The 12,896-nt window shown below is 68.4% G+C and carries 14 protein-coding genes; 9 read left to right on the forward strand and 5 right to left on the reverse strand.

Annotated elements, in window-relative coordinates; translation table 11 throughout:
* Window positions 1-73: 73 nt before the first annotated feature.
* Together purL and LTA6_RS05100 are read left to right on the forward strand one after the other, a co-directional pair.
* Window positions 74-2,416 carry a phosphoribosylformylglycinamidine synthase subunit PurL gene (purL, locus tag LTA6_RS05095; RefSeq protein WP_407358822.1) on the forward strand — a complete coding sequence of 781 codons (2,343 nt, stop codon included), beginning with the start codon at window positions 74-76 and terminating at the stop codon, window positions 2,414-2,416.
* Window positions 2,413-2,565, forward strand: coding sequence for a hypothetical protein (locus LTA6_RS05100; protein WP_363550395.1), 153 nt, complete (start codon window positions 2,413-2,415; stop codon window positions 2,563-2,565). The genes purL and LTA6_RS05100 overlap by 4 nt, the downstream gene beginning before the upstream one ends.
* Window positions 2,566-2,586: 21 nt before the next feature.
* On the opposite strand, the gene LTA6_RS05105 is transcribed toward LTA6_RS05100, so the two are convergent.
* Window positions 2,587-4,551 carry a DUF5107 domain-containing protein gene (locus tag LTA6_RS05105; RefSeq protein WP_407358823.1) on the reverse strand — a complete coding sequence of 655 codons (1,965 nt, stop codon included), beginning with the start codon at window positions 4,549-4,551 and terminating at the stop codon, window positions 2,587-2,589.
* Window positions 4,552-4,712: 161 nt separating this feature from the next.
* Between LTA6_RS05105 and LTA6_RS05110 the strand changes: the two genes are divergently transcribed.
* From LTA6_RS05110 to LTA6_RS05120, 3 genes are all read left to right on the forward strand, one after another.
* Window positions 4,713-5,150, forward strand: a complete 438-nt coding sequence (locus LTA6_RS05110; protein ID WP_407358824.1) for a VOC family protein — start codon at window positions 4,713-4,715, stop codon at window positions 5,148-5,150.
* 103 nt (window positions 5,151-5,253) lie between these two features.
* A complete protein-coding gene (locus LTA6_RS05115; protein WP_407358825.1) occupies window positions 5,254-7,482 on the forward strand; it encodes an esterase-like activity of phytase family protein in 2,229 nt (742 codons plus the stop codon).
* Between the two features lie 120 nt (window positions 7,483-7,602).
* Window positions 7,603-7,926: a cupin domain-containing protein gene (locus LTA6_RS05120; protein WP_407358826.1), complete on the forward strand. Its 324-nt coding sequence runs from the start codon at window positions 7,603-7,605 to the stop codon at window positions 7,924-7,926.
* 169 nt (window positions 7,927-8,095) lie between these two features.
* On the opposite strand, the gene LTA6_RS05125 is transcribed toward LTA6_RS05120, so the two are convergent.
* A complete protein-coding gene (locus LTA6_RS05125) occupies window positions 8,096-8,434 on the reverse strand; it encodes a YciI family protein (protein WP_407358827.1) in 339 nt (112 codons plus the stop codon).
* 84 nt (window positions 8,435-8,518) lie between these two features.
* Between LTA6_RS05125 and LTA6_RS05130 the strand changes: the two genes are divergently transcribed.
* The gene (locus tag LTA6_RS05130; protein ID WP_407358828.1) at window positions 8,519-8,941 is read left to right on the forward strand and encodes a hypothetical protein; all 423 of its coding nucleotides are present in this window, start codon (window positions 8,519-8,521) and stop codon (window positions 8,939-8,941) included.
* Between the two features lie 83 nt (window positions 8,942-9,024).
* On the forward strand, window positions 9,025-9,357 hold the full coding sequence (locus tag LTA6_RS05135; RefSeq protein ID WP_407358829.1) for a hypothetical protein: 333 nt from the start codon (window positions 9,025-9,027) through the stop codon (window positions 9,355-9,357).
* A gap of 21 nt (window positions 9,358-9,378) precedes the next feature.
* Here the strand turns inward: LTA6_RS05135 and LTA6_RS05140 are convergent, their stop codons facing one another.
* Window positions 9,379-9,747, reverse strand: a complete 369-nt coding sequence (locus LTA6_RS05140; RefSeq protein ID WP_407358830.1) for a hypothetical protein — start codon at window positions 9,745-9,747, stop codon at window positions 9,379-9,381.
* A 98-nt stretch (window positions 9,748-9,845) separates the two neighbouring features.
* Between LTA6_RS05140 and LTA6_RS05145 the strand changes: the two genes are divergently transcribed.
* Window positions 9,846-10,193: a TraR/DksA family transcriptional regulator gene (locus tag LTA6_RS05145; RefSeq protein ID WP_407358831.1), complete on the forward strand. Its 348-nt coding sequence runs from the start codon at window positions 9,846-9,848 to the stop codon at window positions 10,191-10,193.
* A gap of 19 nt (window positions 10,194-10,212) precedes the next feature.
* Here the strand turns inward: LTA6_RS05145 and LTA6_RS05150 are convergent, their stop codons facing one another.
* Together LTA6_RS05150 and LTA6_RS05155 are read right to left on the reverse strand one after the other, a co-directional pair.
* Window positions 10,213-10,764: a hypothetical protein gene (locus LTA6_RS05150; RefSeq protein ID WP_407358832.1), complete on the reverse strand. Its 552-nt coding sequence runs from the start codon at window positions 10,762-10,764 to the stop codon at window positions 10,213-10,215.
* 80 nt (window positions 10,765-10,844) lie between these two features.
* Window positions 10,845-11,543, reverse strand: coding sequence for a GntR family transcriptional regulator (locus tag LTA6_RS05155; RefSeq protein ID WP_341976476.1), 699 nt, complete (start codon window positions 11,541-11,543; stop codon window positions 10,845-10,847).
* Between the two features lie 99 nt (window positions 11,544-11,642).
* Between LTA6_RS05155 and manD the strand changes: the two genes are divergently transcribed.
* Window positions 11,643-12,881 (forward strand): D-mannonate dehydratase ManD, encoded by a 1,239-nt coding sequence (manD, locus tag LTA6_RS05160; protein ID WP_407358833.1) that lies wholly within the window; start codon window positions 11,643-11,645, stop codon window positions 12,879-12,881.
* Window positions 12,882-12,896 lie beyond the last annotated feature (15 nt).

A 12,896-nucleotide genomic window follows, 5' to 3' on the forward strand; every position in this document is an offset into this window, starting at 1 on the left:
ATCCCTCGAAGCGGGGCATGGCGTGGCCGGTAGACTGGTCATGCCCCGCTCGGCCCCTTCCTTTGGAGTGCGCGTGACCACCGCCCCCGCAGCATCTGCCCACAAGCACGTCCCCGACTCCGTTTCGAACGCTGTCGCGACGCCCGAGAAGGAGCAGCCGTACGGCGCCCTCGGACTCAAGGACGACGAGTACGCCCGCATCAAGGAGATCCTCGGTCGCCGCCCCACGTCGGGTGAGCTGGCGATGTACTCGGTGATGTGGAGCGAGCACTGCTCCTACAAGTCGTCGAAGAACTACCTGCGCCGCTTCGGCCAGAAGGTCTCCGACGAGATGAAGGAACGCCTGATGGTGGGCATGGGCCAGAACGCGGGCGTCATCGACGTCGGCGAGGGCTGGGCCGTCACGTTCAAGGCCGAGTCGCACAACCACCCCTCCTTCATCGAGCCGTTCCAGGGCGCGGCCACCGGCGTCGGCGGCATCGTCCGCGACATCATCTCGATGGGCGCACGCCCGGTCGCCGTGATGGATGCTCTCCGCTTCGGCGCGATCGACCACCCCGACACCGCCCGCGTCGTGCACGGCGTCACCAGCGGCATCAGCTTCTACGGCAACTGCCTGGGCCTGCCGAACATCGGCGGCGAGACCGTCTTCGACTCGGTCTACCAGGCCAACCCGCTCGTCAACGCGCTCGCGGTCGGCGTGCTCCGCCACGAAGACCTCAAGCTCGCGAACGCCACGGGCGTCGGCAACAAGGTCGTGCTCTTCGGCGCCCGCACCGGCGGCGACGGCATCGGCGGCGCCAGCATCCTGGCATCCGACTCCTTCGACGACGGCGGCCCGACCAAGCGCCCCGCCGTGCAGGTCGGCGACCCCTTCGCCGAGAAGGTGCTCATCGAGTGCTGCCTCGAGCTCTACAAGGCCGAGCTCGTCGAGGCCATCCAGGACCTCGGTGCCGCCGGCATCTCCTGCGCGACCAGCGAGCTCGCCGCCAACGGCAACAGCGGCATGAAGGTCTCGCTCGACAACGTGCTGCTGCGCGATCCCTCGCTCACGGCCGAGGAGATCCTCATGTCGGAGTCGCAGGAGCGCATGATGGCGATCGTGGCGCCCGAGAAGCTCGACGCGTTCTTCGAGGTCGTGAACAAGTGGGAGGTTGAGACCTCCGTGCTCGGCGAGGTCACCGGAGACGGCCGCCTCATCATCGACTGGCAGGGCGAGCGCATCGTCGACGTCGACCCCTCGACCGTCGCGGTCGACGGCCCGGTCTACGACCGTCCGGTCGCCTACCCGACGTGGATCGATGCACTCCAGGCGGATGCTGCCGAGAACCTGCCCCGCTCGAACGACCCGGCTGAGCTGCGGACGCAGTTCCTGAACCTCGTCGCCTCGCCGAACCTCGCCGACACGTCGTGGATCACCAACCAGTACGACTACTTCGTGCTCGGCAACACGGCCCTCGCCTTCCCCGATGACGCCGGCATGATCCGCGTCGACGAGGAGTCCGGCCTCGGCTTCGCGATCTCCACCGACGCCAACGGCCGCTACTGCCAGCTCGACCCGTACGCGGGTGCACAGCTGGCCCTCGCCGAGGCGTACCGCAACGTCGCCGTCACCGGCGCCACCCCGACGGCGATCACCGACTGCCTGAACTTCGGCTCGCCGGAGAACCCCGAGGTCATGTGGCAGTTCGGGCAGACGGTCGACGGCCTCGCCGACGGATGCTTCGAACTGGGCACCCCGGTCACCGGCGGCAACGTCTCGTTCTACAACCAGACCGGCGACGTGCCGATCCACCCGACCCCGCTGGTCGGCGTGCTCGGCATCATCGACGACGTCTCGCGCCGCATCCCCTCCGGATGGCAGGACGAGGGCCAGAACATCTACCTCCTCGGCACCACCGCCACCGAACTCTCGGGTTCGGCATGGGCCGACGTCGTGCACAACCACCTCGGCGGACTCCCGCCGAAGGTCGACCTCCCCGGAGAGAAGCGCCTCGCCGGCCTGCTCGCCGCCGCCCGCGACGAGTGGCTGATCTCGTCGGCCCACGATGTCTCCGAGGGCGGCCTTGCGCAGACCCTCGCCGAGGGCGTCATGCGCTTCGGCGTCGGCGCACGCGTCTGGCTGAACGAGATCATCGAGCGCGACGGAGTGGATGCCGCATCCGCTCTGTTCTCCGAGTCGACCGGCCGCGTGATCGTGACCGTGCCCCGCGAAGACGACGTGAAGTTCCAGGGCCTCTGCGCCGGTCGCAACTACCCGGTGCTGCGCATCGGTGTGACCGACAACCACCCGGACGGCGCCTCGCTCGAGGTGCAGGACGTCTTCACGGTGCCGGTCGCCGAGCTGCGCGAGCGTTCGCGCGCGACGCTGCCGTCGTACTTCGGGCCGACGGTGTCGGAGCCGGTCGAGGCATGAGCGATCTCAGCACGCAGGACCGGGGCGAGGACTACGGCGATCTCGGCGAGCGCCGCAACCGCCGCATCCGCATCGTCGCGTGGACGACGATCATCGCGCTGATCCTCGGCGGCGGCGGCGCGACCGTGCTGACGCTGCTGTTCGGCTGAGCCACCGCCACCCGAGACCGCTCAGAGCACCTCGGCTCCCTCGAACATCGAGAAGTCGAGTTCGCGCGGGGGCTTCTCGCCGAAGGTGCGCTGCCACAGCATCGCGATGCGGTCTTCTCCTTCACGGAAGTTCGCCGGAAGGATGCCGCCGCCACGGAGCAGAGCGGCCGCGGACTCGCGGTCGCCGACCTCCAGTTCCGCCTCGACCAGAGCAAGGCGCACGCGAGCGGTGACCGATCCGGTCAGCACTTCGTCGCCGAGTGCCGTGATCGCCAAGCTCCGAACCTGTTCGAAGTCCCCCGCGCGCCGCAGGACGTCGAGCGTTTCCAGGATCAGTGCCGCCCGTTCCGGTGAACCAGCAGAGGTGAGGGCGATCGCATCGCGGAGGCGCCGCGCAGCATCCGCCGCGTCCCCCTGCTGCAGAGCGACGAAACCGAGCGCACGCGTCGCGGCCGCTGACGGCGCTGCGGCGTTCGAGGCCCGCAGATGCGCCCGAGCCGTCTCGGCATCGCCGGCGACGTGCGCGAAGACGCCGAGGTGGTACTGCGCGAAGGCGTCGGCATCGGCCCCAGGGATGCTCCGGAGGTGGCGCTCCCACCGGTCGCCGCGGACGTGGGATCCCACGAGCGCGGTCGGCGGAATCACCCCGTGCACGACCAGGTCGTTCCACGGCGCAGAGTCGTCGCCCTCGACCACGGGGAACGGCGTGGGCGTCTCGTCGATCCATTGGTCGGCGCGACGCAGCGCCCGCTCGACGGCGCCCCAGCCCGACCCGCGATTCAGGATGCTCAGCGGGGCACGCCGCGCGAAGTCGGAGAGCTCGCCGTGGAGGGCGTCGATGTCGTGCGTGGAAAGCCGCGTCTGCACGTCTCGGTCGGCTGCCTGGATCGCGTCCGGGGTGGCGTGCTCGGGCCCGGCGCCGTCGACCCGAACCTTCCCGAAGACCTCGGTCCAGCTCCACTCCGCGCGTGCGGGCATCTCGAGGTACTCGAACTGTGTGGGCGCGAGCCCCGCCTGGATCTCGGCGTAGCGCCCGCCCTCCGGCGAGAGCCACTCCTGCCAGCGACGCGCGCCCTGGCCGTTGCCCCAGCAGAACAGCTTCCTGCCCACGAGTCGTGCGGTCGACGCGTGCAGAAGCCCGGTGCCGTCTTCGCCGATGGCGGTGATCCAGGGAACGTCGATCCCGGTGCCGTCGAAGAAGTAGTCGGCGGCGCCTGGATGCTGTCCCGGCAGGGTGATGTCGATGTCGCCACGGTAAGGTGCATCGATCCCGACGAGCCGGCCGCTGTAGTCCGAGGCGTAGGTCGTGCGAGATGCCGCGATCACACGAGTGCCGTCTGTCTCAGGGACCGCGATGTTCGTCCACCAGTACATCGATGCCGGGGCGGTGTCCGGATTCACCACCCGCACGTGCACGGCCAGCAGATCGGAGTCGTGCGCGAGGTGCACGTCGATCGCGAAGACCAGTCCGCGAGCCCGCTCGAACTCCCACATGCGTAGGCCGGGCGCGCCGCCGGGACCGTCCACGACAGCCGCATGGAGCGGGTCGCAGGTGGTGGGCGAGTGCCCGCGCATGCCGATGTTGAACTCGACCCCTCCGGCGAACCACGCGTCGCGGAGTGCCAGGTTCGCCGGCTGGAAGGCCTTGTTGGCAGAGAGCAGCTCGGCGCCGCTGGCCACATCGACGAGCGACCAGATGCGCCCGCCGAGGCTCGGCACGATCGTCGCCCGGAGGTGCTCGTTCTCGAGCACGACGACGTCGATGTCGCGCGTGCGCCGTTCCCGGTCGTACTCCGACTGCGGGTGGTAGGGGAACGACCACGGCGGCGGCGCTGCAGCCACGCGCGCGGCGATGTCGTCGGGCACGCTCGTGGCGTCGGCGCGCAAGCGAGTGACGGCCTCCGCTTCGAGCGGCGGGAACGGCCCCGGTCGGCCGATCTCGCCCGCAGACAGGGTGAGTACGGACTGTCGGATCGTGGTGGTCATCTCGCAGCTTCCGGGGTCGTTTCTTCGGTGAAATCCTCGACGGCGTCAGCCGGGATCGGGGAGTCTGCGGACGCGCATTCTGCGAAACAATACACCGATGCCGCCGCGCCGCAGAAGGGGCGCCGAACCTCTCGTCGGGGGTCGCGAGTAGCATCCCTGCCATGACCATCAGACTTGAGAACATCGGCATCGCCGTCCGCGACCTCGAAGAGACGATCTCGTTCTTCTCCGACCTCGGTCTCACCGTGCTCGGGCGTGACGAAGTCAGCGGAGAATGGGCAGACACCGCCGTCGGTCTCGACGGCAACCACGCCAAGATCGCGGTGCTCCAGACGCCCGACGGCCAGGGACAGATCGAGCTCTTCGAGTACATCCACCCCGAGGCGATCGAGACCGATCCGACGCTGCCGAACGAGATCGGGATGCACCGCATCGCCTTCTCCGTCGACGACATCGACGCTTCTCTGGCCATTGCGGCGCGGCACGGGTATCACCCGCTCCGCGGGGTCGCGAGCTACCAGGACGTCTACACGCTCACCTATCTTCGCGGTCCCAGCGGCATCCTCGTGATGTTCGCGCAGGATCTCACGAAGAGCTGACGAGCGCGCGGATCGCGTCGTCCGGCATCCGTTCACCTGGCCGCCATCCACCGGCCATCACGGTGTCACTGCGGCGGCGCGCGCCACCGATTGACTCGTCGATATGAGAAGAGTCTCCCGCGCCATCGCCGCCGCGACCGTCGCCGCGACCGCAGTCACCTTGCTCCTCGCCGCTCCGGCGCAGGCATCGAATCAGACCACTCCGACCTCGAAGATGCACGCGTTCGAGCCGACGCTCGTCGCGTGGGCCGAGCTCTCGGCCGACTTCCTCGCCGAAGGCCCCGCATCCGGTGCGCAGGCATCGCCGGGCAACGGCCGGCAGGGGCCCTGGGACGGCCAGGTGATCCCCGGCTTCTCGGCGGTGATCGACAACGGCGACGGCACCTTCTGGGCGCAGCCCGACAACGGCTTCGGCGCGAAAGGCAACTCGGCCGACTTCCTGCTGCGCAGCTACCTCGTGCGTCCCGACTGGCAGACCGCCGAGGGCGGGGCCGGCGAGATCGCCGTCGAGCGCTTCATCTCGTACAACGACCGCAACGGGGTGCTCGACTTCCCGATCGTGAACGACGGCACCGCGGAGCGCCTGCTCACCGGTGCCGACTTCGATATCGAGTCGGTCGTCCGGGCGAAGGACGGCAGCTTCTGGGTCGGCGAGGAGTTCGGTCCGTTCCTGCTGCACTTCGACGCCGAGGGCACCCTCCTTGAGACGCCCTTCTCGATCGACGGTGCGAAGTCGCCGCAGAACCCGTACCTGCAGCCCGGCGAGACCCCGCGGGTGCGCGCGAGCCGCGGGTTCGAAGCGCTCGCCAGCTCGGTCAACGGACGCTACCTCTACCCGATCGTCGAAGGTTCGTACGCCGACGACACCGACCTCCGCCGCCGCGAGATCCTCGAGTTCGACACGAAGAAGGGCGCCTACACCGGGCGCACCTGGAGCTACCAGACCGACCAGGAGCCGAACGTCATCGGCGACGCCTTCACGGTCAAGAACAACGTGCTGCTCGTCGTCGAGCGCGATGACTTCGAAGGCGATCAGGCGGTGACCAAGCGCATCTACGAGATCAACCTGAAGAAGACCGATGCCGACGGCTACCTCGAGAAGACCCTGGTGCTCGATGCCCTTCGCATCGCCAATCCCGACGGCCTCAGCGCCGGCAACGGCTACGGCAGCGGCGAGGTGTTCTCGATGCCCGTGCAGTCGCTCGAGACGATCGTGCAGCTGCGCGACGGCCGCCTGCTGATCGCCAACGACAACAACTACCCCGGCAACGACGCCCGTGTGCCCGGCACCCCCGACGACACCGAGTTCGCCGTCATCGACCTCGAGCGCACGAAGGTCGAGCCCGAGCTCGTCACCGTCATCGGCCACCGGGGCGCGAGCGGCTACCGCCCGGAGCACACCCTCGCCGCCTACGAGCAGGCGATCGTGCAATGCGCCGACTACATCGAGCCCGACGTGGTCTCGACCAAGGACGGCGTTCTCGTCGCCCGCCACGAGAACGAGATCAGCGGCACCACCGATGTCTCGGCCCGGCCCGAGTTCGCCGACCGCAAGACGACGAAGATCATCGACGGGGCGAGCATCACCGGCTGGTTCACCGAGGACTTCACCTTCGCCGAGCTGCGCACACTTCGGGCGAAGGAGCGGCTGCCGCAGGTGCGCCCCGGAAACACCGCCTTCGACGGGCTGTACCTCATTCCGACCCTCGACGAGGTCATCGACCTCGCGCGCCACTCGGTCAGCTGCGACGGCCGCCAGATCGGCGTCTACCCCGAGACGAAGCATCCGTCCTACTTCGACTCGATCGGCCTCTCACTCGAGGAGCCTCTCGTCGACGCCCTCGAGAGCAACGGAGTCAACGACGCGGATGCGCCCGTGATCGTGCAGAGCTTCGAGGTGTCGAATCTGCAGGACCTCGACGGGCAGACCGACGTGCGACTGGCTCAGCTGGTGAGCTCGTCTGGGCGCCCGTACGACTTCACGCTCGCGGGCGACCCGCGCACGTACGCCGACCTGGTGACGCCGACCGGCCTCGCCGAGATCGCCGGCTATGCCGACGGGGTGGGCGTCGAGAAGTCGGTGCTGATTCCGCGCACGCCGGCGGGCACTCTCGCCGCGCCGTCACCCGTGATCGCGGATGCGCACGCGGCCGGGCTATCGGTGCACGGCTGGACCTTCCGCCTCGAGAACCAGTACCTGCCCGCCGAGTTCCGCTCCTCGAGCGACCCGTTCGCCGCGGGTGACCTCGCCGGCGAGATCCAGGTCTTCCTCGATGCGGGAATGGACGGCATCTTCAGCGACCAGCCCGACATCGCGGCGACCGTCGGCTAGCCCGAGCATCCGCTCGCATTGATGCCCCGGCCCTGGTGCCGGGGCATCGCTGTGAACGGCAGTGGGGGTTCATCTCCGGCGCCCGCAGGCGTATCGTCTGGCGGAGAACGGAGGACGCCCATGACCATCCAGCCTTTCGACGTGGGCCTCGACGAGAACATCGAGGGATACCTGATCGGGTCGCCGGTGAGCATCATCCGCGAGTTCGCCTCGGCTCCCGGAACAGGGCCGCGCCTGCACCGGCATCCGTACGTCGAGACGTTCGTCATCCACCGCGGCCGGGCACTGTTCACCGTCGGCGACGAGCAGGTCATCGGCGCGGGCGGTCAGATCCTCGTCGTGCCGGCGCTCGTCTCGCACCGCTTCGAGGTGCTCGACGGCGGCACGTACGAGGCGACGCATGTGCACGCGAACGATCGCTTCGTGACGGAGTGGCTCGAGTAGCGGTCCTCCTTGGCCGAGGGGCTCACCCCGCCCGGCCACTTTGTCGGCCCGGAGTCACGAACGTCGGCCGAATCCGCCGTTCTCCGCCGACAAACGTGACTTCGAGCCGACGGATTGATCGCCGTGAGTGGCCGGGCACGCCGCTCAGAGGTAGCGGTGCGGCGCGGGATCAACTCGCCGGGTCGTATCCGAACTCGCGGAGTTCCTGCGCGCATCGGCAGGCTGCCGCGATCTTCCCTGCCCACTCGATCGCGTCCTCCCGGGTCGGCAACTCGAGCACGGTGAACCCGCCGGTGAGCTCGGAGCCGGGATGGATCTCGGTGCTCACCGAGCCGCTGGCGGAGACCAGCACCGGACCGACCTCCTCGTTGATGCCGCCGCCGAACACGTAGACACCGGCGGCCTTCGCCTCCTCGATCACGGCGTGCGACTCGGCGACGACGATCGGGAACTCCTCGGGGGTGAGCACCATGGCTTCGCTCGGAAACGAGATGAGGTACTTGGTCATGGCTCGATGGTACGACTGCGCCTCGAGTGAGGGAATGCCGTGCTGAGTCCCCGACCCAGCCCTGTGCGGATGCGAGGATGAGGCATGCGTGCTGTTGAGGGGACCAACCGGACCGCACTGCGCGTTGTCCGCTTCGTGTTGGTCGCGGCCGGCTCTCTTCTGTTGTTCCGCTGGCTGTGGCTTGCCTGCGCGAGCGCATACAACGAGGCGTACGAAGAGGGCCAACGGATGCCCGGGTCGATGGACGGATTCGGATTCTTGTTCGGGGTCGTTCCCGTGATCGCCCTGTCCGTCGTGGTCGTCGCCGCTTTCACGTGGACGCTGTTCGGCCGAGTCGGGTTCTTCCGCTCAGACGCGTGGGCGATCCTGGTCGGGTTCCTGCGCGCTGCGGCATTGGCGCTTCTCTTCGCCGCTTTGGCATGCGGGGCGGCGTTCCTCTTCGTCGAGGCGGAACTCGGGGGCCAGATATTCGACCCGGTCAGTTACCGAGAGGCGTACGTGCCGTGATCCACTCGTCTCGACGCGGCGCGGAGGTGCGAGGGACTGTCCACCCACCCGGCCGAACCGCCCTGCATGTCGTCCTCTTCACCGTGACCGCCGTCAGTTCCGTGCTGTTGTTCATGAAGGGCTGGGACGAGTGCGCGACGAAGTACCGGCGGGAATTCGATGAGTACGAGCCCGTGGCGGGGTTCGGTTTCACGTTCGGGATCATCCCCCTGATCGTGATGCTCGTCTTCGTCGCCGCCGCCCTCACCTGGACGCTGCTCGCCCTGCTCGACGTCCGCCGCGCAGCGGGGCTCGCACTTCTCACCGCGGCGCTGACGTGCGGCGCGGCGCTCCTCATCGTTCACGCACAATACGGCGGCTCGATCTTCGACCCCGCGACGTACGTCGTCCGCCCACTGGCTTCGATCGGTCTGTGAGGCGCCCGGTCTGTCAGCGGCTCAAGCTCGATTCCAGGGCGGCGTCGGGAACTCGCTCGGGGGCTCCGGCCACCCGATGGTCAGAACGCAGAGCACCACGACGCCGATGATGCTGACCGCCGTGAGGACCGCCGACGTCACGCGCACCCCACGTGACGGCCGCTGCTGACCACCACGCATCACAGCGAATGAGCCGCCCAGCAGGCCGAGCCAGACGATCAGGGAGAAGATCGCGAAACCGACGCCGATCCCGCTCTCCGATTCGTCCCAGTAGACGCGCTTGATGAAGCCGCCGTCCCAGCCGACGCCGGCGAGCCCGAACCAGCCTGCGCCGAAGACGCCGCTCACCGCCGCGACGAGCCACAGCAGGATCCCCGTCACCTGCCTCATCGACGCCCATGCCACTCGGTCATTCGGTCACTGTAGCGGCTGACCGGCCGCGTCCTCGCTGCATCACCAGTGTCAGACGGTCCACCTAGGGTGAGGGGATGCCTCAGGATGCGCGAGCGCGACTGGACGAACTGCGAGCGGATGCCGCAGCCAGGGTCACCGCTGTCGCAGACGCGCTCGACGCGCTCACGCACGACCGGAGCAGCCTGAACGATGATGACGAACATGACCCGGAAGGTGTCCCGCTGTCGGCGGAGTGGTCACGGCTGCAGGGCCTCGCCGAGGCGGCCCGATCCGAACTGACCCAGGTCGACGGCGCGCTGGCGCGCCTCGACGACGGCACCTACGGCATCTGCACCCGATGCGGTCAGCCGATTCCTGCGGCCCGCCTCGAGGTACGGCCGTTCGCCGAACTGTGCGTGCCGTGCGCCGAGAAGCAGCGCTGAGACAGGCGCGTCTGGCGCCTCAGGGCTGAGGCGTGCGCAGTTCTCCGCCGACGGGCCAGCGCCCGTTCAACCGATGGAACTCGATGTGCGCGAGCAACGGCGACACGTCGTAGGCCGCAAGGTTGACGCTGAACTTCGTCCCTGTCGAGGACTTCACGAACAGCATCCGCTGTCCTCCTCGGTCGACCATCCGATAGTCGGCGATGTCGCTGTAGCGGATCACCTTGGCGACGCCGAAGATGGTCCCGAACGCGATCTCGTCGCGGCCAGGGGCGATGTACCAGTTGTTGTACATCAGCAGGAACAGCAGCCCGCCGGCGACCATCACCACCGAGGCGATGCGGAACGGAACCGGGTCGCGCATGTTGCCGCTGCCGAACGCCAGCAGCGACATGAACAACCCCAGGCCGAGCAGCACCCAGGCGGTGATCAGGACGAACTTCGGCATCCGGATGCGGTCCGGCTGGCTCTTCGCACGATTCGGCTTCTTGAACGCCCGGCGCACGAGGACCACCACCAGGATCAGCGCCGCCGCGAAGAGCAGGAACTTCAGCACGACGGCGGTGATCATCTACTGACGGTACCAAGGGTTGCCCCGTCGCTCGCGCCCATCCCCGGTCGTTGAGCGAGGGAGCGCGCGACCAGGAGATATCAGCGCCGCGTCTTTCGTCCCGTGCGAGCCGGCGTTGTCACGTCGAACAGCTCCGGATGACGCGCCCGCACCGCCTCGAGGTCGTCGAAGACGAAGCGGAGATGCTCGCGCAGCGCGCCGATGGCGGCATCCGCATCGCCTGCGGCGAGCGCGTCGAGCACCCGCTCATGGTCGTCGACGTAGTCCTGCACGGCGCGGGTGGCACTCATGCCCACGTAGCGGGCACGGTCGAGATGGCCCTTCGCCGCACTGACCGCCGCCCAGGCGTTGGCGTGTCCGGCGAGCCCCAGCAGCGCGCGATGGAACTCTTCATCCAGCGGGTAGAACGCGTCCCGATCGGATGCGGAGCGCTGACGCGCGATGATGTCGCGCAGCATCCGCTCGTCGTCCTCCGACGGTGCAGAGCATGCCGCGAGGGAGGCGAGCTCGATGGCCTCGCGGATGAACTGCGCCTCGCGCACCCGGTCGGGATCGATGCGGGTGACGTAGGTGCCGCTCTGCGGCCGCACCTCGACGAGCCCCTCCTGCGCGATGAGCAGCAGCGCCTCGCGGACCGGCTGCCGACTGAGGCCGAGAGCCGCAGCGAGCTCGTTCTCGGACAGCAGCGCCCCGGGGGCGAAAACGCCGTGGACGATGTCGTCGCGGATCCGGCCGTAGGCGAGCGCACGCGCGGTGGGGCGGATCACGGGCTCGGGCATACGGTCACGATAGCTTGACGCACTGGTATGGCAGTGACACGATAGTGATTGCCATACCAGTTTCGCGGCGATTGCGTCGCGTCGAGCGCAGGAGCAAAGATGCCCATCGACAAGGCCGAAGTCATCGTCACGAGCCCCGATCGCAACTTCGTCACCCTCAAGATCACGACCGCCGACGGAGTGAGCGGGCTCGGCGATGCGACCCTGAATGGCCGCGAACTCGCCGTCGTCGCCTACCTCACCGAGCACGTCGTCCCGCTGCTGATCGGCGCCGACGAGGACCGCATCGAAGACACCTGGCAGTTCCTCTACCGCAGCTGCTACTGGCGCCGCGGACCCGTGACGATGGCCGCCATCGCCGCCGTCGACATGGCCCTCTGGGACATCAAGGGCAAGAAGGCCGGCATGCCCGTCTACCAGCTGCTCGGCGGAGCATCCCGCACCGGACTCCTCGCCTACGGCCACGCGTCCGGCAAGGAGATCCCCGAGCTCTTCGACTCGGTGCGCTCGCACCTCGAGCAGGGCTACCGTGCGATCCGCATCCAGACCGGCGTGCCGGGGCTGAAGGCCATCTACGGCATCGCCTCGCAGTCGGCGGATGCCGGGGGCGGCGAGTCCCGCTACGACCACGAGCCCGCCCGGCGCGGCGCGAAGCCGGTCGAGGAGGACTGGGACACCCGCTCGTACCTGCACCACCTGCCCGGCGTCTTCGAAGCCGTGCGCAACGAGTTCGGACCCGACATCCCGCTGCTGCACGACGGCCACCACCGGATGACGCCGATCCAGGCCGCGAAGCTCGGCAAGTCGCTCGAGCCCTACGACCTGTTCTGGCTCGAGGACTGCACCCCGGCCGAGAACCAGGAGGCGCTGCGGCTCGTCCGCCAGCACACCACCACTCCGCTCGCGATCGGCGAGATCTTCAACACGGTCTGGGACTTCAAGGACATCATCCGCGACCAGCTCATCGACTACGTGCGCGGCGCCGTCACCCACATGGGCGGCATCACGGCCCTCAAGAAGACCCTCGACTACGCCGCGATGTACCAGATCAAGTCGGGCATGCACGGCCCGACCGACATCTCGCCCGTCGGCATGGCCGCGGCGATGCACCTGGGCCTCGCGATCCACAACTTCGGCATCCAGGAGTACATGCAGCACGGCAGCCGCACGAACGAGGTGTTCCAGCAGTCGTTCACCTGGCAGAACGGCCTGCTGCACCCGGGCGACAACCCGGGTCTCGGCGTCGAACTCGAACTCGACGAGGCGGGCAAGTACCCGTACGAGCAGGCCTACCTGCCGTACAACCGCCTCGCCGACGGCACCGTTCACGATTGGTGAGAGTGGCGAACCGTC

Source organism: Microbacterium sp. LTA6 (assembly GCF_045690355.1).
GTDB lineage: Bacteria > Actinomycetota > Actinomycetes > Actinomycetales > Microbacteriaceae > Microbacterium.